The 20,276-nt window shown below is 75.0% G+C and carries 23 protein-coding genes; 13 read left to right on the top strand and 10 right to left on the bottom strand.

The window, feature by feature from the left end; all coding sequences use genetic code 11:
* Window positions 1-167 precede the first annotated feature (167 nt).
* A complete protein-coding gene (locus tag K0V08_RS13480; protein ID WP_011931706.1) occupies window positions 168-338 on the top strand; it encodes a CsbD family protein in 171 nt (56 codons plus the stop codon).
* A 73-nt stretch (window positions 339-411) separates the two neighbouring features.
* Here the strand turns inward: K0V08_RS13480 and K0V08_RS13475 are convergent, their stop codons facing one another.
* Window positions 412-1,317 carry a metallophosphoesterase gene (locus K0V08_RS13475; RefSeq protein ID WP_079531428.1) on the bottom strand — a complete coding sequence of 302 codons (906 nt, stop codon included), beginning with the start codon at window positions 1,315-1,317 and terminating at the stop codon, window positions 412-414.
* A gap of 129 nt (window positions 1,318-1,446) precedes the next feature.
* Here K0V08_RS13475 and K0V08_RS13470 point away from each other — a divergent pair, with 129 nt between their 5' ends.
* Window positions 1,447-2,244 (top strand): HAD-IIA family hydrolase, encoded by a 798-nt coding sequence (locus K0V08_RS13470; protein WP_079531424.1) that lies wholly within the window; start codon window positions 1,447-1,449, stop codon window positions 2,242-2,244.
* On the opposite strand, the gene K0V08_RS13465 is transcribed toward K0V08_RS13470, so the two are convergent.
* The 5 genes from K0V08_RS13465 to K0V08_RS13445 all read right to left on the bottom strand — a co-directional run bounded on the left by K0V08_RS13465 (window position 2,245) and on the right by K0V08_RS13445 (window position 7,783).
* Window positions 2,245-3,513, bottom strand: coding sequence for an MFS transporter (locus K0V08_RS13465; protein WP_079531421.1), 1,269 nt, complete (start codon window positions 3,511-3,513; stop codon window positions 2,245-2,247). It abuts the gene before it with no gap.
* A 106-nt stretch (window positions 3,514-3,619) separates the two neighbouring features.
* On the bottom strand, window positions 3,620-5,641 hold the full coding sequence (locus K0V08_RS13460) for a septum formation family protein (RefSeq protein WP_079531418.1): 2,022 nt from the start codon (window positions 5,639-5,641) through the stop codon (window positions 3,620-3,622).
* Window positions 5,641-6,195 (bottom strand): orotate phosphoribosyltransferase, encoded by a 555-nt coding sequence (pyrE, locus tag K0V08_RS13455; protein ID WP_079531416.1) that lies wholly within the window; start codon window positions 6,193-6,195, stop codon window positions 5,641-5,643. Before pyrE ends, K0V08_RS13460 begins: the two co-directional genes overlap by 1 nt.
* 66 nt (window positions 6,196-6,261) lie before the next feature.
* Window positions 6,262-7,197 carry an NAD(P)-dependent oxidoreductase gene (locus tag K0V08_RS13450; protein ID WP_079531415.1) on the bottom strand — a complete coding sequence of 312 codons (936 nt, stop codon included), beginning with the start codon at window positions 7,195-7,197 and terminating at the stop codon, window positions 6,262-6,264.
* 112 nt (window positions 7,198-7,309) lie between these two features.
* Window positions 7,310-7,783 carry an Asp23/Gls24 family envelope stress response protein gene (locus K0V08_RS13445; protein ID WP_011931699.1) on the bottom strand — a complete coding sequence of 158 codons (474 nt, stop codon included), beginning with the start codon at window positions 7,781-7,783 and terminating at the stop codon, window positions 7,310-7,312.
* A 132-nt stretch (window positions 7,784-7,915) separates the two neighbouring features.
* Here K0V08_RS13445 and K0V08_RS13440 point away from each other — a divergent pair, with 132 nt between their 5' ends.
* The 6 genes from K0V08_RS13440 to K0V08_RS13415 all read left to right on the top strand — a co-directional run bounded on the left by K0V08_RS13440 (window position 7,916) and on the right by K0V08_RS13415 (window position 12,055).
* On the top strand, window positions 7,916-8,470 hold the full coding sequence (locus tag K0V08_RS13440) for an RNA polymerase sigma factor (protein WP_011931698.1): 555 nt from the start codon (window positions 7,916-7,918) through the stop codon (window positions 8,468-8,470).
* Window positions 8,467-9,117, top strand: coding sequence for an Asp23/Gls24 family envelope stress response protein (locus K0V08_RS13435; RefSeq protein ID WP_079533626.1), 651 nt, complete (start codon window positions 8,467-8,469; stop codon window positions 9,115-9,117). The genes K0V08_RS13440 and K0V08_RS13435 overlap by 4 nt, the downstream gene beginning before the upstream one ends.
* Entirely contained in the window at window positions 9,101-9,496 is a 396-nt protein-coding gene (locus tag K0V08_RS13430) for a hypothetical protein (protein ID WP_079531411.1), read from the top strand. The genes K0V08_RS13435 and K0V08_RS13430 overlap by 17 nt, the downstream gene beginning before the upstream one ends.
* A 59-nt stretch (window positions 9,497-9,555) precedes the next feature.
* Window positions 9,556-10,392: an exodeoxyribonuclease III gene (locus K0V08_RS13425; RefSeq protein ID WP_079531408.1), complete on the top strand. Its 837-nt coding sequence runs from the start codon at window positions 9,556-9,558 to the stop codon at window positions 10,390-10,392.
* An 88-nt stretch (window positions 10,393-10,480) separates the two neighbouring features.
* Window positions 10,481-11,068, top strand: coding sequence for a hypothetical protein (locus K0V08_RS13420; protein WP_079531405.1), 588 nt, complete (start codon window positions 10,481-10,483; stop codon window positions 11,066-11,068).
* Window positions 11,069-11,197: 129 nt separating this feature from the next.
* Window positions 11,198-12,055 (top strand): response regulator transcription factor, encoded by an 858-nt coding sequence (locus K0V08_RS13415; protein WP_011931693.1) that lies wholly within the window; start codon window positions 11,198-11,200, stop codon window positions 12,053-12,055.
* A gap of 188 nt (window positions 12,056-12,243) precedes the next feature.
* Here the strand turns inward: K0V08_RS13415 and K0V08_RS13410 are convergent, their stop codons facing one another.
* A complete protein-coding gene (locus tag K0V08_RS13410; RefSeq protein WP_227266948.1) occupies window positions 12,244-12,927 on the bottom strand; it encodes an Hpt domain-containing protein in 684 nt (227 codons plus the stop codon).
* A gap of 233 nt (window positions 12,928-13,160) precedes the next feature.
* Window positions 13,161-14,792: a sensor histidine kinase gene (locus tag K0V08_RS13405; protein WP_228510782.1), complete on the bottom strand. Its 1,632-nt coding sequence runs from the start codon at window positions 14,790-14,792 to the stop codon at window positions 13,161-13,163.
* 177 nt (window positions 14,793-14,969) lie between these two features.
* Here K0V08_RS13405 and K0V08_RS13400 point away from each other — a divergent pair, with 177 nt between their 5' ends.
* Window positions 14,970-15,536 carry an MOSC domain-containing protein gene (locus tag K0V08_RS13400; RefSeq protein ID WP_011931690.1) on the top strand — a complete coding sequence of 189 codons (567 nt, stop codon included), beginning with the start codon at window positions 14,970-14,972 and terminating at the stop codon, window positions 15,534-15,536.
* Window positions 15,537-15,566: 30 nt separating this feature from the next.
* Here the strand turns inward: K0V08_RS13400 and K0V08_RS13395 are convergent, their stop codons facing one another.
* Window positions 15,567-16,475 (bottom strand): SDR family oxidoreductase, encoded by a 909-nt coding sequence (locus K0V08_RS13395; protein ID WP_011931689.1) that lies wholly within the window; start codon window positions 16,473-16,475, stop codon window positions 15,567-15,569.
* Window positions 16,476-16,566: 91 nt separating this feature from the next.
* Here K0V08_RS13395 and K0V08_RS13390 point away from each other — a divergent pair, with 91 nt between their 5' ends.
* Genes K0V08_RS13390 through K0V08_RS13380 form a run of 3 tightly spaced genes read left to right on the top strand, consistent with a single transcriptional unit; the run spans window position 16,567 to window position 18,639 of the window.
* On the top strand, window positions 16,567-17,004 hold the full coding sequence (locus K0V08_RS13390) for an ASCH domain-containing protein (protein WP_011931687.1): 438 nt from the start codon (window positions 16,567-16,569) through the stop codon (window positions 17,002-17,004).
* Between the two features lie 9 nt (window positions 17,005-17,013).
* Entirely contained in the window at window positions 17,014-17,901 is an 888-nt protein-coding gene (locus K0V08_RS13385) for an endo alpha-1,4 polygalactosaminidase (RefSeq protein ID WP_079531397.1), read from the top strand.
* Between the two features lie 33 nt (window positions 17,902-17,934).
* A complete protein-coding gene (locus K0V08_RS13380; RefSeq protein ID WP_079531394.1) occupies window positions 17,935-18,639 on the top strand; it encodes a hypothetical protein in 705 nt (234 codons plus the stop codon).
* 171 nt (window positions 18,640-18,810) lie between these two features.
* On the opposite strand, the gene K0V08_RS13375 is transcribed toward K0V08_RS13380, so the two are convergent.
* Window positions 18,811-19,125 carry a GrpB family protein gene (locus K0V08_RS13375; protein WP_079531391.1) on the bottom strand — a complete coding sequence of 105 codons (315 nt, stop codon included), beginning with the start codon at window positions 19,123-19,125 and terminating at the stop codon, window positions 18,811-18,813.
* A gap of 104 nt (window positions 19,126-19,229) precedes the next feature.
* Here K0V08_RS13375 and K0V08_RS13370 point away from each other — a divergent pair, with 104 nt between their 5' ends.
* Entirely contained in the window at window positions 19,230-20,189 is a 960-nt protein-coding gene (locus K0V08_RS13370; RefSeq protein ID WP_079531388.1) for an NAD-dependent epimerase/dehydratase family protein, read from the top strand.
* Window positions 20,190-20,276 lie beyond the last annotated feature (87 nt).

Raw genomic sequence — 20,276 nt, 5'->3', positions numbered from 1 at the left:
GCGGCGCGGGGCCCGGCGGAAGGCCCTTGCACGGACGTCGCGGAGGGTCCGGCGACCTGGCCTTTCGCTCAGTGGACACGCACCTCGCATCTGTCAGGTGTTCAGGAGCCGTCCGTCCTACAGTCCAGTCGTGGGCCGCACCCGGTGGCCTCAGTGAGGAGGAGATCATGGGTCTCGACGACAAGATCAAGAACGCTGCTCAGGACATCGCGGGCAAGGCCAAGGAGGCGCTCGGCGACCACAAGGGCGACGAGAACCTCAAGGCCGAGGGCCAGAAGGACCAGGCCGCCGCGTCCGCCAAGAAGGCCGGCGAGGACGTCAAGGACGTCTTCAAGTAGAGCCAGACCAGCAGCGCCAGGAGAGGCGGCGACCCCACGGGTTGCCGCCTCTCCTCATGTCCGGGCCGTCACGTCACGGCGCGGCGGGAGCGCCGGAGTCCGCGATGATCCGCTGCACCAGCCCCGCGTCGAGCAGCGCGACCTCGTCGCCGTCGTCCTCCGCGTGCGCCCGCACCACGACCGACGCGACGCCGCCATCCGGCCGCACGTCGACCACGAGGAAGCCGGATCCGCGCACGATGCGCTCCGTGCCGGGCTCCGCCGCCATGTCCGTCTCGTTCGCGACGCCGGGCGCGACCAGCACGGGCACGCCCGCCAGCGAGCCGACGATGTGGTGGTGGTAGTGCCCCGAGAGGATCACCCGCACGTCGCTGCCGCGCACGATCTCGGCCAGCCGCTCCGGCCCCTGCAGCGCGAGCGACTCGTGCAGCGTCGTCGGCGCGGCCACCGGCGGGTGATGCAGGACGAGCACCGTGCCGTGCTCGGCCGGGGTCGCGAGCAGCTCGCGGAGCCCGTCGAGCTGCTGCTCGCGGAGAGCGCCGTAGCCCTTGCCGGGCACGGAGGTGTCGAGGGTGGCGATGCGCCAGCCGTCCACGATCGTGACGCCGTCGATGGGCGGCACGGCCGCGGGATCGCGTCCGTCGTCGGTGCCGGGAGCGCCGTGCCCGTCGCCGAGCACGAGCCGGAAGGCGGAGCGCACGTCGTGGTTGCCGGGCGTGAGCACGAGCGCTGCGCCGCGCGACGAGGTCCACGGCACGAGGCGCTCGCGCAGGAGCGCGTACGACTCGGCGGTGCCGTCCTCCGACAGGTCGCCCGAGCCGACGAGGAGCCGCACCTCGGGCACGCGGTCGGCCTCGACGAGGACGCGCTCGAGGGCGGCGCCCGTGTCGACGACGCCCTGGTGCAGGCCCCCGTCGCGGAGGAGGTGGGTGTCGCTGAGGTGGACGAGGCGCAGGGATCCGGGAGGCAGTGCGTGCATGCGCCGACCCTACGGGGACGGGCCGACACCGCGGAGGACGGCGGGCGGACATCGGGTGACGCCGCCCCTCGGGACCGGCGGCCGCGCATCCCCCGGCGGTAGCCTCGTGCCACGACGAGAGGGAACCCCATGGCGACGCGCGACGAGATGGACTGCTGGCTCACCGACATGGACGGCGTGCTGGTGCACGAGAACCAGGCCCTGCCCGGTGCCGCGGCCCTCATCCAGCAGTGGCAGGACCAGGGGAAGCCCTTCCTCGTGCTCACCAACAACAGCATCTTCACGCCGCGCGACCTCTCCGCCCGGCTCCGCGCGTCCGGCCTGCACGTGCCCGAGGAGTCGATCTGGACCTCCGCGCTCGCGACCGCCGCGTTCCTCGAGCAGCAGATGCCCGGCGGGTCCGCGTTCGTCATCGGCGAGGCCGGTCTCACGACCGCGCTGCATGAGGCGGGCTTCATCATGACCGACACGGAGCCCGACTTCGTGGTCATCGGCGAGACGCGCAACTACTCGTTCGAGGCGATCACGCGGGCGATCCGCCTCATCAACGGCGGCGCGCGCTACATCGCGACGAACCCGGACGCGACCGGCCCGAGCGCGGAGGGCGTGCTGCCCGCGACCGGCGCGGTGCTCGCGCTCATCTCGAAGGCCACGGGCAAGGAGCCGTACATCGTCGGCAAGCCGAACCCGATGATGTTCCGCTCGGCGCTCAACAAGATCGGCGCGCACTCCGAGAGCACCGGGATGATCGGCGACCGCATGGACACCGACATCATCGCGGGCATCGAGGCGGGCCTGCACACGGTGCTCGTGCTCACGGGCATCAGCGACCGCGCCGAGATCGAGCGCTACCCGTTCCGCCCCGACGAGGTGCTGTCGGGCGTCACCGAGCTGCTGGATCCGGAGCCGGTCGAGTCCGAGCTCTGATCACGCCGCGGTCCGGTCGGCGGTCGCGGCCGGGGCGAGCAGCGCCCGGATCCCCCGCGAGCGCAGCATCGCGACGCCGACGAGCGCCTCACCCAGCCCGCCCGCGATGATCACGACCCGGAGCGCGGTCTCCTGACCGAGCGGGTGCAGCGCCACCGTGAGCGCGCCGCCGAGGAGCACGGCCGGCGGGTAGAAGCCCTGCCCGAGGAGTCTCTTGGCGCCGAGCACCGCGCCCTGGCGCGCGGGCGGGATCCGCTCCTGCCAGACCGCGGTGAGGGGCGCGCCCTGCACCTGCAGCACGACGTTGCGGATGACGGCCGCGAGGATCCACACCGCCAGGAGCGCGCTCGCGCCCAGCGCGACGCGGCCCACCAGGCCGAGCACGACGGCGGACCCGGCGATGGCGACGAGCCGCGGGGTCCGGTCCCCGCGCGCGGCGACGAACGCGGCACCGGCGAGGAGCCCGGCGGATCCGGCGATGCTGAACGCCGCGAGGCTCGCGCCGGAGCCGATGCCCCCGGCGCCGAGGAGGAGGACGTACGCGGTCGTGGCGGATGCGGCGATGCCGTTCGCGAGGTTGAGCGCGCCGAAGCCCAACTGGAGGCGACGGAGACCGGGGTGGCGGATGATCCACGCGATGCCGTCGCGGGCCCCGCGGAACGGGTTCGCGATGCGGCGGTCGGGCGGCGCATCCCAGCGCACGACGAGGAGCGCGGCGACGCAGCCGAGCGAGGTGACCCCGTCGACGACGAACACGGCGGCGGGCGCGACGACGGCCGACAGGGCGGCGCCGAGCACGGGCGCGAGCAGGGTCGGCCCGTCCTGGAGAAGGGAGGTGACGCCGTTGATCCGCGTGAGGTCGGCCTCCCGGCGCATCCGGCGGACGCTCGCCGTGAGGGTGAGCGCGAGGGTAGACGCCGCCAGGGCCGACACCAGGGTCAGCGGGTAGACCACGGCGAGCAGGCGCCCGGGACCGATGGCGGACACCACGGCCATCCCGCCGGACGAGAGGGCGAGGACCGCGTTGCTCGCGAGCGCGGCGCGGCGGTGACCCAGGCGATCCGCGGCCCAGCCGGTGAACGGCGCGAGGTAGATGGACGCGACGGTGGACACCACCGTGAGCGCCGACAGCGCCAGCGCGCTGCCCGTCTCGCCGAAGACCTGCAGCGTGAGCGCGAACGAGGCCGCGCTCGCGCCGAGGGAGGAGACGGCCTGCGCGCCCCACAGGAGGAGGAACGCGCGGTCGTCGGGTCGGACGCGTGAGGTCACCGATCCCCCGTCCCCTGGATCCGCGCGCAGGTTCCGCGCACGGGGTGTCGAGGGTAGGGCGGGGGCGGGGATCCGCGGGGGCGGGATCCCCAGGCGAGCGGTGGCGCTAGGGGACGACGGGAGGCTGCGGCTTGCCGATGCTGTTCGTGAAGGTGCCGCCGCCCGCGCGCGAGACGAAGCAGTAGGCGTCGCGGTCGCCCGCGGTCCACTCGTCCTGGCTGATCGGGTACGCCGACTGGTACTGCACGTCGGAGTAGCCGCGGGCCGCCGCGTAGTCGATCACTGTGTCGGCGATGCAGAGCTCGTCGGCGGAGTCGCGCACGGCCTCCTCGCCGGGGAACGTGTCCCCGGTCTGCGGCAGGGCGACGCGGGCGACCATCTGCGCGTGGTGCTCGGAGCCGCAGTCGACGACCGTGAACTCCTCCTCCCACGGCGTCGTGTACGGGTCGATGCACTCGCCGCCGAGGAGCGCGTCCCATGCCTGGACGCCGGCCGCGGCCGGGCCCTGCACGGGATCGGTCGGGGTGGGCGACGGGGTAGGCGTGGCCTCGGGCGTGGCCGTCGCGACGGGGGCTGCATCGGGCGCGGCGGCGGATCCGAGCCGCTGGCCCAGGTAGAAGAGGCCGACGAGGAGCAGCACGAGGAGGATCGCGCCGCCGAACCAGAGGCCGGTGCGACGCGGACCGCGGGGTCCGCGCGGGGGCGCGGCGGCGGGAGGCGCAGGCATCCGGACCGTGTCGAGGACGGGGGCGCGCGGCGCGGGTGCGCGGGGCGCGGGCGGGGCCGCGTACGGCGGCGGGACCGGCGCGGGGCGGGGGGTCGGATCCGGACGCGGGGAGGCGGCAGGGACGGCGGCCGTGGGGGCGTCGCGGTCGTGGTGCGGGGCGGCGGCAGGGAGGATCCGCGTGCGGTCGTCGGCGCCCTCGGGGGCGGTGCGCCGGTCGTCGGCGTCGGCGTCGGCGCGGTCGCTCTCGGGATCCACCGCCACGTCGCCGAAGAGCAGGTAGATCGCGTCGACGGGCTCGGCGTCGTGATCGGCGTCGGTGGCGTCCGGCGGCGCGAAGGAGCTGGGTGCGGGGGTGGGATCGGTCGGAGCGACCTCGTCCCGCGGCTCGGCGTCGTGGTCGGGTGCGCGTTCGGCGTCCGACGGCGCGACGACCGGCGAGGACAGGACGGCCGTCTCCGGCTCGGGGTCGGCCTCCGGCTCGGGCGCGACCTCCGGGCGATCCGCGATCGGCGCGGCGTCGGCCCGCTCCGCGGGCGCGGCGGCGGGAGCAGCAGCAGCAGGCGCGGATCCGGATGCCCACGCCATCGCGGCGGCACGTGCCGCGGCGGCCGCGGGGGCGAGCGGCGCAGGAGCCGCCTCCGCGTCGACGTCGAGCTCGCCGAGCGGCTCCGGCTCGACCTCATCCGCGGGGTCGTCGACGACCTCCGCGTCCTCGTCCGTCATGTCGTCCCGGAGCGGCGTCAGCTGGACCGCGTCGTCGTCGTCCGGGTCCGCGGGCGCGGCGGGATCCTCGACGAGCTCGGCGTCGACCACCGGCGCGTCCGCGGGCACGACGGGCAGCGCCGCGCCATCCTGCGCGTCGTCGACCGGCTCGAGGACCATCTCGGCGGGCGCGTCGTCGCCGGGCGCGGGATCCGCTTCGACCTCGCCGGACATCACTTCGCCTGTGCCGTCCGCCGCGGGAGCGGGCACGTACCCGGGGTCGGGCTCGCCGGGGAACTCCACGTCGCCCGCGTCGATGGGTGCGTCCGCGATGCCGGGCTCGGGCGCCGGTGCGTCGAGGTCGGCGTCGTGATCGTGGGCGTCCTGGTCGGGATCGACCTGGTCGAGCGGGGCGACGCGCGCGTCGTCCTCGGTCGGGTCGAGCGGGACGATGCCCGCGAGGATGTCGGCGTCCGGGGGCTGCGGCGCGTCGGCGGGAGCGGGATCCACGCCGGCGTCGTCCTGCTCGGCGGCGTCCTGCTCCGCGGGCACGGGCTCACGGCCGGCCGGGCGACCCCAGCCGATGGGCGCGAGCGGCTGCGCGGGCCGCTCGCGGTCGGCGTCGGTGGCGGGACGGACCGCGAACGGATCGTCGTCGTCGTGACCGTGACCGGATCCGCCGCCGGGCGCCCCGCTCACTAGGCCAGCCCCAGGTCCTCGAGGCCGATCGCGTACAGGTAGCGGTGCCCCGCAGCCTCGATCACCTCGCGGGCGTCGGTCGAGCGGTCGACGACCACGGCGACCGCGGCGATCTCCGCGCCCACCTTCTCGAGCGCCTCGATGGCCTTCAGCGGGGATCCGCCCGTGGTGGAGGTGTCCTCGACGACGATGACGCGCTTGCCCTTCAGGTCCGGGCCCTCGACCTGGCGGCCGCGGCCGTGGTCCTTGGGCTCCTTGCGGACGACGAACGCGTCGTAGCCGCGGCCGACCGCGGCGCCCTGGTGCAGGATCGCGGCGGCGATGGGATCCGCGCCCATCGTCAGCCCGCCGATCGCGGCCACGTCGGGCACGTCCGCGATGAGGTCGAGCATGACCTGCCCGATGAGCGGCGCGACGCGGTGGTCGAGGCTCACGCGGCGGAGGTCGACGTAGTAGGTGGCCTTCTTGCCGCTCGTCAGGGTGAAGTCGCCGTGGAAGACGGCGTCCTCCTTGATGTGGGCGATGAGCTGCTGGCGCGCGTCGGAGGTCGTCACGCAGCCGATCCTACGGGCGGGGAACGGCGCGGGCCGGTGCGACGGGCGGGCGGGACGCCGACCGGATCAGGCGTCGGGCCCGGTCGGCAGCCCGAACACCGTGCCGACCGCGGCCACGTCGTCGCCGCCGTGGCCGGCCGACGACGCCTCCGCGTACGTCTCGCGGAGCGCCTCGAGCATCGCGGTGTCGAAGTCGTGCGCGTCCGCGCCGTCGAGCGCGGCGAGCATCAGCGTCACGTCCTTGAGCAGGCCGTCGAGCGCGAAGGACGGCGCGAGCTCGCCGGCGAGCATCGCGCCGCCCTTGAGGTGCGCGTACGGGGTGTCGGCGGCGCCGCCCGCGATCGCGTCGAGGAAGAGCCGGGGCTCGACGCCGAGCAGGCGCGCGAGGCCGAGCGACTGGCCGGTCGCCGCGGTGATGGAGGCGATCCACGCGTTGCACGCGAGCTTGAGGGCGGATCCCGGTCCCGCGTCCGACCCGGCGACCACGGTGCGCGAGCCGGTCGCCTCGAGGACGGGGCGGGCGACGGCGATGTCGTCCTCGGATCCCGAGACGAGGTGCACGAGGAGGCCCTGCTCGGCGGGGCCGCGCGTGCCGAGGACGGGCGCGTCCACGAGCCGGACGCCGTGCTCGGCGGCGAGCGCGGCGATCCGGCGGGTGCCCTCGACGCCGACGGTGGAGGACTGGAGCACGACGGCTCCGGGGCGCAGCGCGGGAGCGACCTCGGCGAGGACCTCGAGCACGGCATCCGCGTCGAACAGCATCACGACCACGACGTCGGCGTCGCGCACCGCGTCGGCGGCGGTCTCGGCGACGGTCGCGCCGGCGTCGGCGAGCGGTGCGGCCTTCTCGGCGCTGCGGTTCCAGACGGTGAGCGGCAGGCCCGCGCGGAGGATCGAGCGGCTCATGCCGGAGCCCATGACGCCGGCGCCGAGGAGCGCCACGCGGGGCTTCCCGTCGGATGCGGGGGTGGATGCGGGCGCGGCAGCGGTGTCATCGGTCATCCCCCGACGGTACGCCCGCGATCTGCGAGGTCAGCGGACGCGGCGCCGCCCGGACACGGCGACGAGCCGCCCGTCGCGATGGCGGGCGGCCCGTCGGGCGGTGCGGGGTGGATCAGACGGCGGGCGCCGCGGACGCGTCGTCGTCGGATCCCTCGCCGGGCAGCACGATGTCGGCGATCGTGACGTCGACGCGCGTCACCCGGCGTCCGACGAGCTCGGTCACCGCGTCGGAGATGGCCGCGCGCACGCCGGCCGCGACGTCCTGGAGCGGGACGCCGTACTCGGCGACGAGGGTCACCTCGAACGCGACGCCCGCCTCCTGGGCGTCGACGGCGATCCCCTGCGTGAGGTCGGTCTGGCCGATGCGGTCCCGGAGCTGGCCGATGACGCGAGCAGCGCCGCCGCCCAGCGCGTGCACGCCCGGGATGTCGCGGACGGCGAGGCCGGCGACCTTGGCGATGACGGCGTCGGTGACGGTGGTGTCGCCCTCGGCGAGGACGCTCCCCGTGGCGCCGGTGCTGGCGCCGGTGCTCGCGGGCGAGACGCGTGCGACGTCGGCGGGGGTGCTGGTGTTCTGGTCGCTCATGCGGTTCCTCCTCGTGGATGCCCGTCGGCGGGGCGCTGCTGTGGTAATCATGGGTGGGACGCATGGACGCCGCGGTTCGTCACGGATCGCACGCGGATCCGTCTCGTCTCCCAGCGCACACGGAGGTACGGCATGGCCCTCTCCTCCTCGTTGCAGGACGCGGGCGACGGCATCCTCGCCGAGCGCGCGGCCGACGGCGACGCCCGGGCGTTCGAGGTGCTCGTCCGCCGGCACGCCCCGTACATGCGCGCGTTCGCGATCCGGCTCACGGGATCCCGCGCCGACGCCGACGACGCCGTGCAGGAAGCCCTCATCACCGCGTGGGACCGGCTGCCGACGCTCGAGAAGCCCGACCGCGTGAAGAGCTGGTTGCTGCAGATCGTCAGCCGGAAGTCCATCGACCGGATCCGCGCCCGCCGCCCCGCCGACGACATCGACGACCACGAGATCGCCGACCGCCTCACGTCCCCCGAGCGCGACGCGGAGACGTCGTCGCAGATGCGCGCGCTGGCGGCTGTCCTCGATGCGCTCCCCCGCGAGCAGCGCGAGGTGTGGATGCTGCGCGAGGTGGGAGGCTTCTCGTACGAGGAGATCGCCGAGAAGCTGGGCTCGACGCCCTCGACCGTGCGCGGCCGGCTGTCCCGGGCCCGCACCACCGTGATGACGAGCATGGAGGCGTGGCGATGAGCGGCACCGGACCGGGCGATCCCGGGGAGCGCCTGCCCGTGGATCCCGCACCCGCGCTCGACGCCGACGGCGCGCCCCTCGACATGGCCGCCCTCGCCGACTACCTCGACCGCGGGCGCACCCCGCGCATCGCCGCCTACGAGGACGACCCCGAGACCCGCAACGCGCTCCGCGCCCTCGAGCACATGCGCGACCTCGGCCGCGAGCTCGTGCAGGTCGAGGCCGAGGAGCAGGAGGCGCCCGGCGACGACTTCTTCCGCGGCGTGCTCGCCCACATCAGCCGCGAGTCGCGCGCCGGCCGCGACATCCCGCTCTCCCACCCGGATCCGGCCGTCCGCCTCGCGCTCACCGAGGGCGCCGTGCGCACCCTGGTGCGCCAGGCCGGCGACGAGGTGCCCGGCGTCCTCGTCGGCCGGTGCACGCTCGACGGCGACGTCACGCGCGCCGGCGAGCCCGTGCGGGTGGAGCTCACCCTGAGCGTCGTGTGGGGGGAGCCGCTGCCCGAGCTCGCGCAGCGCGTGCGCGAGCGCGTCCATGCGGCCCTGCTCCGGCACACCGAGCTGCGCGTCGAGGCGATCGACGTGACCGTGGTGGACGTGCAGGCGCGTCCCGTGCAGGAGGAGGCCGGAGATGACCCTCGACGATGACGCATCGGCTGCGCCCGCCCCCGTCCCCGTGCCGCTCCCGGCACCCGCCGACCTGTCGCGCGACCTGACGGCCGTCCTCCGCGCCGTCGCGGGCGTGGCCGACGTCTACGCGCCGCGCTCGCCGATCCTGCTGGCCGCCCAGCAGGTGGTCGAGGGCGTCGTGGCCGGATCCTCCACGGCCGTCGAGCAGCTCGTCACCGTCGAGACCGGCGAGGGCACCGTGCTCGTGGAGGCGTCCATCGCGGTGGACGCGTCGGGCCGCGCGAGCGACACCGCGCGCGCCGCGGTCGACGCCATCCGCGCTCGGCTCGCCGAGTCGATGGGCGCCGAGGCCGCAGAGCGGGCGGCCGTGACGGTGCGCATCGGCAGCATCGGCTGATCCGCCCCGACCCGGCACCCGCGCCCGGCGGCGTCGCGCCCGCCCGGTACCGTGGACGCATGCGCGTCGCCACCTGGAACGTCAACTCCATCCGCACCCGCGTGGGCCGCGTCGTCGACTGGCTCGTGCGCGAGGACGTCGACGTGCTGGCCATGCAGGAGATCAAGTGCAAGCCCGAGCAGTTCCCGATGCAGGCGTTCGAGGAGGCCGGCTACGAGGTCGCCGTGCACGGCCTCAGCCAGTGGAACGGCGTCGCGATCGCGAGCCGCCTGCCGCTCGAGGACGTCGTCACGACCTTCGAGGGGATGCCCCGCTTCGGCAAGCCCGACGCCTCGGGGCAGCCGCCGCTCGAGGCCCGAGCGATGGGCGCGACCGTCGCGGGCGTCCGCCTCTGGAGCCTCTACGTGCCCAACGGCCGCGCGCTCGACGACCCGCACTACTCCTACAAGCTCGAGTGGCTGGGTGCGCTCGCGGCTGACACGCGCGCCTGGCTCGCCGCGGATCCCGCCACCCCGCTCGCGCTCATGGGCGACTGGAACGTGGCGCCGCTCGACACCGACGTCTGGGATCCCGCGCTCTTCGAGGGCAAGACCCACACCTCCGAGCCGGAGCGCGCCGCCTTCGCCGCGTTCCTGGACGCCGGTCTGGCGGACGTCGTGCGGCCGTCGATCCCCGAGGGCTACACGTACTGGGACTACCAGCAGCTGCGGTTCCCGCGGAACGAGGGCATGCGGATCGACTTCATCCTCGGGAACGACCGGTTCCAGGAGCTCGTGGGCTCGCCCCGGATCCACCGCGACGAGCGCAAGGGCGACGGCCCGAGCGACCACGTGCCGGTGGCCGTCGACCTCGACGTCGAGACCGAGCTCGACGACGACCGGCCGATGATCTTCTGATCCCCCGCCCCGCGCCGGCATGGCCGCTCGCGCTCCCGCCGACCCCGCCGATTCCGGCCCGGCGGGACGCGCCCCGTAGTCTCGTGCCGTGACCCCCGACGACGACGCGACCCCGGAGCGCGGCCGCCGCGCCTCCCGCGGGCGCCGGTCCGCCACCCCGCCGGCCCGACGCCGGCGCCTGCCGGAGGTCCCGAGGATCGCCCTGCCGACGCTCCCCCGCGGCCGGGGCCGAGCGGACGAACGGTCCGAGACCCGCGCGGCCGCCCGCTCCGCCGCCCGCGACGACGATCCCGCCGGCCCCGACTGGGTGCCCCGCTGGATCCTGCGGATCGACCGCCGGATCCTCGTCACCACGCTCGTCTCGATGCTCGTCGCCGCGGTCGTGGGCGGGAGCATCGCCGCCATGGGTCTCGGCCTCATCTTCGTCACCGACGCGTGCGACGTGGACGCCTACGTCTGCCGCGACTCGCTCTTCACGATCGGCTACGGGATCGCCGTCGCGGGCCCGCTGTTCCTCACGGGGATCGCCGTCATCGTCGCGCTCGTCGGCATGATCCGCGGGCGCACGCGGCCCTGGCTGGTGCTCCTCATCGGCGTGGGCGCGTCGCTCGCGGCGTACGTCCTCGGCGCCGTGCTCGTGCTCGTCGCGGTGCCCGGCTCCTCCCCCATCACCTGATCCCGCGCGCCAGCCCGGCGGCCCGCCGCCGCGGAGGCGGGGGTGCGGCGGTCCGCTAGCGTGGGAGGTCCGGCGCGCCTGTCGCGGATCCGGGGTACGGCCGCGCATGCGGCATGCGAGGGGGCGGTAGTGGACAGCGGACGTGTGGCTCTGGTCATCGAGGACGACGGCGACATCCGCCAGCTGCTCGAGGTGGTCCTGCGCCAGGGCGGCTTCGAGGTGCACTCCGCCGGCACCGCGACCGAGGGCGTGCGGCTGGCCGAGGAGGTCTCCCCCGACGTCATCACGCTCGACGTGGGCCTGCCCGACTTCGACGGCTTCGAGGCCGCGCGCCGCATCCGCCTCGTGAGCGACGCCTACATCGTGATGCTCACGGCGCAGGGCGAGGAGGTCGACACCCTGCTCGGGCTCGAGGCCGGCGCCGACGACTACATCGTGAAGCCGTTCCGCCCGCGCGAGCTCCGCGCCCGCATCTCGGCGATGATGCGCCGACCGCGCGGCGGCGGGGACGCGACGGCGACGCCCGCTGCGGGGATCCCGGCCGCGGCCGACGCCTCGGGCACGGCCGCCGACGCGGACGAGCCGGTGCAGGCCGCCGCCGTCGCCACCACAGCCGTCGTCTCGCCCGCGATGCCGACCGAGGCCGCGCCGGACGACGCCGACGTCCTCCGCCACAACGGCCTCGAGCTCGACGAGGGCACCCGCCACGTCACGGTGGACGGCGCACCTGTGGACCTCACGCGCACCGAGTTCGACCTGCTCGCATCGATCCTCGCGAGCGGCGGACGCGTGCGCACCAAGGGCGACCTCGTGCGCGACATCCGCAGCGGCTCCTACGCCGTCGCCTCGTCCACCGAGCCGGAGGAGCGCGCCGTGGAGGTGCACCTCGGCAACCTGCGCCGCAAGCTGCACGACGACCCGCGCGAGGCGCGGTGGATCCAGACGGTGCGCGGCGTCGGATACCGGCTCGCGCCGCCGCGCGGCTGAGGCACCGGGCACTGCTCGCCGCTCGCCGGCGGGCGCCAGGGGCTGCCGCGGGACCGGTGGGTCCCGCGGCAGCTGCGCCGTGGATCGGGGTCCCCTCGGGTGGGATCCCGCTCCGTTCCTCCGACCGGCCTGTCGCGGGAGCCGGTCGGGCGTGCGCGTCGGCCGTCGGGGCGGCCTCGCGCACGGGTCTAGTCGGGCGAGTGTCCGGCCTCCGCGCGGATCCACGAGCGCATCGCGTCCATGCTCCGCTCGCCCACCTCGCCGAGCTCCGGCAGCATGGCCGCGGCACGGGCGTGGTCGGCCGCGCGGATGGCCCGCTCGAGGTGCGCCGCTACGTCGCTGAGCAGCAGCGCTCCCGCCATCGCCGCGGAGCTCTTCACGCTCAGGCACGCGTCGAGCGCGGCCGGGCGGTCGGCGGCGCGGACGGCGGCGTCGAGGCGCTCCCAGCGGCTCGGCCACAGGTCGACGAAGAAGCGCAGGAAGTCGACGCAGGCGTGCTGCCCGTCGGTGAGCGCTCCGGGGCACATCGGCTCCGCGGGAGCCGGGGCGGAGGTGAGGGCGCCGACCGGACGGGGGGATCCGGCCGGCGCGTGCCCGCGACCGGGTGCGGGGGCACCACGGGTCGCGAGGCGGTCGTCCGGACGGGGGGATCCGGACGACGGGGTCCCGCGGCGCGGCTCGGGGTGGCCGCGCGGCGGGGTCACGCCGCCCGGCGCGGGAACGCCGGGGGGCGGAGCGGGGGTGCCCGTCGTGGGGACGACGGACAGGCGGGCGGGGCCGGGCTCGTCCGACAGCTCGACCAGCAGCTGCTCCAGGACGCGGACGTCGAGGAGCGGGGGGAGCTGCGGGACACGGGCGGTTCGGGCGCTCACGCCCGGCCGCCGACGAGACGATCGGAAGGACCGGGGAGGCCGCCGTCGGGCACCGGCCGCGCATCCGTGGATCCGGCCCGGCACCCGGTGCGCGCGGCTCGGGTGCCGCTCGCGGGGTGGTCGTGGGGGATCATCCGGTCCTTCGATCGCTCGTGTCGGACGGGTGGCCCCGTCGTTGCTCGAGCCTGACACCGCCGGATGCCGGATCGGATCAAGGTGGGGACAAGATCAGCTCAAGTCGGCCGCGATGTGGCACGCCCGATGCGGAGGGGCAGCCGCACCCGCATCGTGGTGCCCGCCCCGACGGCGCTCTCCACCTCGATGGAGCCGTCGTGCGCCTCCACGATCGAGCGCGTGATGCTGAGGCCGAGCCCCACGCCAGCCACCGTGCTCGCGCGGGCGGAGTTGGTGCGGAAGAAGCGCGTGAACAGCTGCGACGTGTCCTCCGCCGACATCCCCACGCCGTCGTCGGTCACGCACAGGCGGAAGTGGTCGCCGTCCACCCCCACCTCGGTGATGACCGTGCCGCCCTCCGGCGTGTACTTCACCGCGTTGCTGAGCAGGTTGTCGAGCACCTGCCCGATGCGCACGGCGTCGACCTCCGCGACCAGCTCCTCGTAGTCCGGCTCGACCAGGGTGACGCCGCTCGCCTGCGCGTGGGGGCGGATCACGTCGAGCGCGTTCTCGACGATCTCGCCCACGTCGACGAGGTTGCGGTTGACGGCGAGCTTGTGCTGCGCCGCCGTGAGGAGGTCGCCGATGAGGCCGAGGAGGCGCTGCGCGTTGCGCTCCACGATCGCGAGGCGGGCGGCGGTGATCCGGTCGTCGAGGTCGTCCTCCTCGAGGTCGTCGGCGATGAGCTCGACGTAGCCGAGGATGGAGGTGAGCGGGGTCTTCAGCTCGTGCGAGACGCTCGCGACGAAGTCCTCGCGCTCGGTGACCGCGAGCGCGAGCGCCGTGACGTCCGTGCTGACGACGACCGTGCCGAAGATGCGCCCGGAGGCGTCCACGAGCGGGGACAGCGACGAGAGCACGGCCTTCTGCGCTCCGCCGTCGCCGATCCAGTACACCTCCCGCCCGACGATCTCGCCGGCGCGGGCCCGGGCCACGAGCTGGCGCTCCGGCGGCACGACCGTGACGCGGTCCTCCTCGTAGACGAGGCGGCCGAGCATCGGGTCGTCCGGATCCGCGGGGCCGGCGAGCGCCATGAGCTCGCGGGCCGCGCGGTTGCGCAGCATGATGCGGCCCGTCGCGTCGAGCACGATGACGGTGTCGTCGATCGCGTCGAGCACGCCGTCGATGATCGAGTTGCGCTCCTGCAGGTCGACGAGCGTGCCCGTCAGCTCGCGCTGCATCTCCTCCAGGCGCGCGTGCTGCCGGATCAGCTGCTGCGCGAGCAGGTTCACGGCGACGGCCACGAGGAGCATCACGACGGGCAGGACGACGAGGTGCGACCAGCCGGTCGTGCCCTCGGGCACGGTGCCCGTGCGGAAGTAGGGCAGCGCCAGCACCGACGCCGTGCCGAGGGCGCCGAGCCACAGCACGTGCAGGGCGAAGGCGTACGCCAGCCAGATCACCGGGAACACGATGAGGAACGCGGTCGACGGCACCTGGTCGCCGATCGCGTCGTGGCAGAGGGCGAGTGCCACGAAGTCGAGCATCGGCAGCACGGCCACCCAGTCGGCGTCGATGCGCTCCCAGGGGATGACGGCCGCCACGATGGTGACGATGGCGGCGACGACCGTGCCGGCGACGAACCCGGGATGGGCCACGGAGTCGAGGTCGCCCGTGCCGGCGACGACGCCGACGACGGCGAGGCTCAGGATGAAGGGCAGCTGCGCGTGCAGCGGCTTCGAGAGCGTCATGCTGCGGAGCCTGGCCTGCGCACGGGACACCGGATCGCGCCGCACGTCGGAGGGAGCAAGCTCGCCCACGTGACCCCCCGGATGCGGTCACCCCGTCCCGCTCATCGATACTAGCCACGAGTGGAGCGACCGCCCCGGGCCGACGTACCCCGTGCTATGAGCCCGTACGATTCCCGGATGGTCGACCTCCCGCACGAGCACCGCGTGGAGATCGCGTTCCTCGTCGCCTCGCCGGTGCACCGGCTGGAGGGACGCCCGTCCGACGGACCGCGGGACGAGCCGGGCGAGCCGCCGTCGCGGGTCTCGGTGCGCGTGCGCGCCGGGCTCGGGATCGTCGGCGACCGCTACTTCGGCCAGCGCGCGCACCGCACGGCGGCGGTCACGGTGATGGCCGTCGAGTCGGTGGAGCGCGTGGCGCGGGAGCTCGGCGTCGAGGCGGGGCTGGATCCCGTCGACACGCGCCGGAACGTCCTGCTGCGCGGCGCGGACGTGGACCGGCTGCGCGGTATGCGCTTCAGCATCGACTCGGGTCACGGGCCCGTCGAGTTCCAGGGGCACCGGCCGGCGAACCCGTGCGCGTGGATGGACGTGATGCTCGCGCCCGGCGCGTTCCGCGCGCTCCGCGGCCGCGGCGGGGTGCGCTGCGAGCCGCTCGGGGACGGGATCCTCACGGTCGGCCCGGCCGTGCTCCGCACCGAGCGGCCGCTCGGGGACGAGGACGGCGACGGGGCGCGGCTCTTCTGACGCGCCCCGCCGCGCATCCGGCATCCCGGATCAGTGGACGGGCGTGCCGCCCGTCACCGCGATCGTCTCGCCGCTCGTGAAGCTCGACTCCTGGCTCGCGAGGAACACGTACGTCGCCGCGATCTCGGCCGGCTGACCCGGGCGGCCGTAGACCGACTGGGATCCGAACTCCTCCACGTCCGAGGCCGACTGGCCGACGGGCTGCAGCACGGTCCAGAACGGGCCGGGCGCGACCGAGTTGACGCGGATCCCCTTCGGCGCGAGCTGCTGCGCGAGCCCCTGCGTGAAGTTCCGGATCGCGCCCTTGGAGACCGCGTAGTCGATCTTGTCCGGGCTCGGCTGGTACGCCTGCGACGAGCTGGTCGTGATGATGCTGCCGCCCTTGGGCAGGTGCGGGATCACGGCCTTGCTCAGCCAGAACAGCGAGTAGACGTTGGTCTTCATCGTGCGGTCGAGCTGCTCGGAGTCGAGGTCGAGGATGTCGTCCTCGTTGCGCTGGTAGCCCGCGACCATCACGAGGCAGTCGACGCCTCCGAGCGCCGCCACGGACGCCTGCACGATGTCCTGGCATGCGGTCTCGTCGGAGATGTCGCCGGGCACGAGCGCGGCGGTGCGCCCGTCGGCCTCGATGGTGGATGCGGTGTCGCGCGCGTCCTCGAGCTCCTCGTCGAGGAAGTTGAGCGCGATGTCGGCGCCCTCGCGCGCGAACGCGATCGCGACCGCCTTGCCGATGCCGGAGTCCGCGCCCGTGATGAGCACCTTGCGGCCCGTCAACCGTCCGAAGCCGACGTAGCTGTCCTGGCCGTGGTCGGGCGTCGGCTCGAAGCGCTTCTCGTCGCCGGGCCCGGTCTGCTCCTGCTGCGGGAACGGCGGGGACGGGTACTGCGCGATCGGGTCCTGGATCTCGTACTGGTTGCCGGAGTTGCGGATCTCGCTCATGCGCTGCGCCTTCGTTCGGTGGTCGTGGGGTCGCATCCAGCCTGGCCCGGCGGGCGCGCGGCGTCCGGGGCGCGGCTCCTACGATCGGGGCATGACGACGACGCCCGACGCCGACCTCCCGCCCGTCGAGTTCGCGTTCCCGGGGCCGCTGCGGGATCAGCTCGTGGCCGCCATCGTCTCGGGTGAGAAGACCTCGACGAGCTCGCTGCTCGCCCAGTACGCGGCCGACGACGAGGAGCTGCCGGTCGTCGGATCCCTCGGCGCCGTCATCGACTCCGCCGGGCGGCCGGTGCTCGTGATCGAGACGACGGCCGTGGAGATCGCGCGCCTCGCGGACGTGCCGCTCGCGCACGCGCTGGACGAGGGCGAGGGCTTCACGACCGTCGCCGAGTGGCGCGCCGGGCACGAGGGGTTCTGGGGATCAGCCGAGGTGCTCGCGGAGCTGCCCGACGGGTTCCGGCTCGACGACGACACCGAGATCGTGATGGAGCGCTTCCGGGTGGTGGGCGCCGCGGACCGCCCCGCCTAGGGTCGGATGATGCGCCCCCTCCTCTTCGCCGCCCTCGCGACCGCCGCCCTCGTCGCCCTCTCCGGCTGCGCGACGGCGGATCCCGGTCCGGCGTCCGCGCCGACCGTCGCCTCGGCCGACGCGGCGACGACCGGCCTGCTCGCGGCGGACACGACCGCGGCCGCGACCGCGACCGTCACCCTGCCGCCCGTCGGCACCGGCTTCGACAACCAGCTCGGCGGCGCCTCGCCGGTGCCGGCCGGCGTCGGGATCGTCGTGCGCGACAGCACGGACGAGCCCGCGGAGGGCGCGTACGGCATCTGCTACGTCAACGGATTCCAGACCCAGCCGGGCGAGACCTGGCCCGACGACCTGCTGGTGCAGGGCGACGACGGGCCGCTCGTGGACCCGAACTGGGACGACGAGTCCATCCTCGACACCTCGACCGCGGCGAAGCGCACGGCCATCGCGGCCCGGCAGGCGACGACCGTCGACCGCTGCGCCGACGCCGGCTTCCCGGCCGTCGAGTTCGACAACCTCGACTCCTGGTACCGCTCCGCGGGCGCCCTCGACGCCGATGACACGCTGGCCCTCGCGACCCTCCTCGTGGATCACGCGCACAGCCGGGGCCTCGCCGTCGCGCAGAAGAACACCACCGACATCGGGTCCCGCGGTCGCGACGAGGCCGGCTTCGACTTCGCGATCGCCGAGGAGTGCGACCGCTGGAAGGAGTGCGCCGACTACACGGCGGTCTACGGGCCGCACGTGCTCGACGTGGAGTACACCGACGACCTGCGCGGCACGGCCGACGAGGTGTGCGCGCGGATCCTGGCGCTGGATCCCGCGCCCCGCGCCATAGTGCGCGACCGCGACCTGGTGCCGTCGTCCGAGGACGGATACGCGTACGCGGCCTGCTGAGCGATGTCGCCCGCCCCGTGACACGATGCGGGGATGGACGACGACGACCGGCGCACGGAGATAGCGGAGCTGCGCCGGCGCGTGTTCGGGCCGGATCGCGACCCGCGCGATGCCGCAGCGCTCGCGCGGCTTCGGGAGCTCGAGGGGCGTGGAGCCGTGCCGTCGGCGGATCCGCAGCGGGGCGACCCCCACGGCGCGCGTGAGGCCGACCTGCGCGACGTCGATCCCGACGCGGTTCCTCCCCGGCGCGAACGCCGCCTCCCGCGCCTCCGCCCACGCCTCGCCGCGGTCTGGACGGCCTCGATCGTGATCGCGGTCGTCGCCTCCGCCGGCGCCACGGCCTGGTGGCTCGGCGACGAGCGCGGCACCGTCGCGATGCTCGCGCTCGAGCCGCCGCCGGTGCCGGACAACGCGACCTACCTCTCGGTCGACACGGGATCCATCGCCCCGGGTTCCCTGTTCGCCGCGTTCCACGGGATCTCGGTGGCGCGGATCCCGGTGCCCGACCCCGCAACGGGCGTCGAGGAGACATGTCTCGTCGCCGGCCCGGCAGAGCAGGACGGTGCGGTCAGCGGCGTGCCCGGTTGCGCGACGGGCGGCGTCCCGGCGCGCACCGCGCTCGTGGTCACGGCCGACCAGCCGCAGGAGCTCCGCGACGCGTTCCCCCTGGGCACCACGCTGACGTTCGAGCTGGACGGCGACGGCGAGACCGTCCGGGTGCGGACCGTCGGCGGCTGACGCGCCCTCCCCACCCGCATCGCCACGTCGGCGTCCCGAGCTCGATGGCCGACGTGCGGCAGCCCAGGCGGATCCGCTAGGTTGTCATCCGTTCGGGGAGCGCACCTATCGGGGTGCCTCGTCTGGTTCGATTTCCGGAGCTCTCCACCATCCGCCGCACGCGCGCCGCCGTCACTTGTCCCACACGCGGATCGACGGCAGGCCACGATCCGCGGGCTCGGCGTTCACGAGCTCCTCGACGAGCGCGGTCTTCCCCGCGGTGTAGGCGCGGCCGTCGGCGGCGGTCTCGGCGAGCGCCGCCTTGAGGTCGTCGTAGCGGCGGCGTGCATCCGGGTCGCGCAGGAGCCGGTCGCGGAAGAGGCGCTGCGGGCAGGCGTCCCATGCGTCGTCCGCGAACACGTGGAGGATGTGCGTCCGCGATCCGCCCGCCGACCGCACGTGCACCCCGTGGTTCCGCGGGCCCGCGCGGTGCTGCGCGTAGCCCAGGGGCGCGAGCGTCGCGTCGAGCCCGAGCGGGTCGGTGCTCCTCGAGGCGGATCATCGCGGCCACCCTACCGACGCGGCCGCGCAGGCCCCTAGGCTCGACGACCGTGCCCTCCTCCCCCTCGCGTCGCGCCCTCGTCCTCGGCGGCACCGGAGCCATCGGCGGCGCGACCGCAGAGCGGCTGGCCCGAGACGGGTGGTCGGTCGACGTGACGGGCCGCGATCCCGACCTCATGCCCGCCGGGCTCCGGGACCTCGGCGTGCGCTTCCACACCGTCGACCGCGCCGACGCCCGCGGCATCGAGCGGCTGACGGGCGACGGAGTCGACCTGCTCGTCGACCTCGTGGCGTTCACGGCGGCCGACGTCCAGGCGCTTCTGCCGGTGATGCGGGCGAGCGGATCCGTCGTCGTCGCGTCCTCGCGCGCCGTGCACGTCGACGACGCGGGTCGGCACGTCAACGGCGACGAGCCGCCGCGCTTCCCCGTCCCGATCCCCGAGGACAACCCGACGCTCCCGCCCGCCGCGCCGGGAACCGACCCGTTCACGCGCGAGGGCTACGCGCCCTCGAAGGTCGCCGTCGAGCGGGCGGCCCTCGACGGCGGGCTGCCGGTGACGGTGATCCGCCCGTCCAAGGTGCACGGCCGGTGGGCGAGGAACGCCCGCACCCGAGCCGTCGTCGAGCGGATGCTCGCGGGCGCGGACACGATCGAGCTCGCCGACCGCGGCGCGTCCGTCGACCACCTCACCGCGGCGGCGAACGCGGCGGCGCTCGTCGCGCGGGTCGCGGACGTGCCGGGCGCGCGGATCCTCCACTCCGCCGACCCGGATCCGCTGACGGCCGCCGAGATCGTCGCCGTCATCGCCGAGGAGCTCGGCTGGCGCGGACGCATCGTGCCGCTCGAGCCCGGCGTCGCGGGCGGCGCTCACCCGTGGGCGGCCGCGCACCCGATCGTCCTCGACACGCGCGCGTCCCTCGCGCTCGGCTACGCCCCCGTCGGCCCGGGCGCCGTGCTGCTGCGCGCCGAGGTCGCCTGGATCCGCGACGGGGAACGCCCGCGCGGCTGACACCCGGCTCACCGGCCCCGGGCCCGCGTCCGCGTCCGCCGTGGACAGCCCGGCCGCGAGCGCGCCCGCCCTGCGACCATGCGCTGC

The organism is Clavibacter michiganensis, assembly GCF_021216655.1.
GTDB lineage: Bacteria > Actinomycetota > Actinomycetes > Actinomycetales > Microbacteriaceae > Clavibacter > Clavibacter michiganensis.
This window is presented reverse-complemented; position numbering and strand designations above follow the sequence as displayed.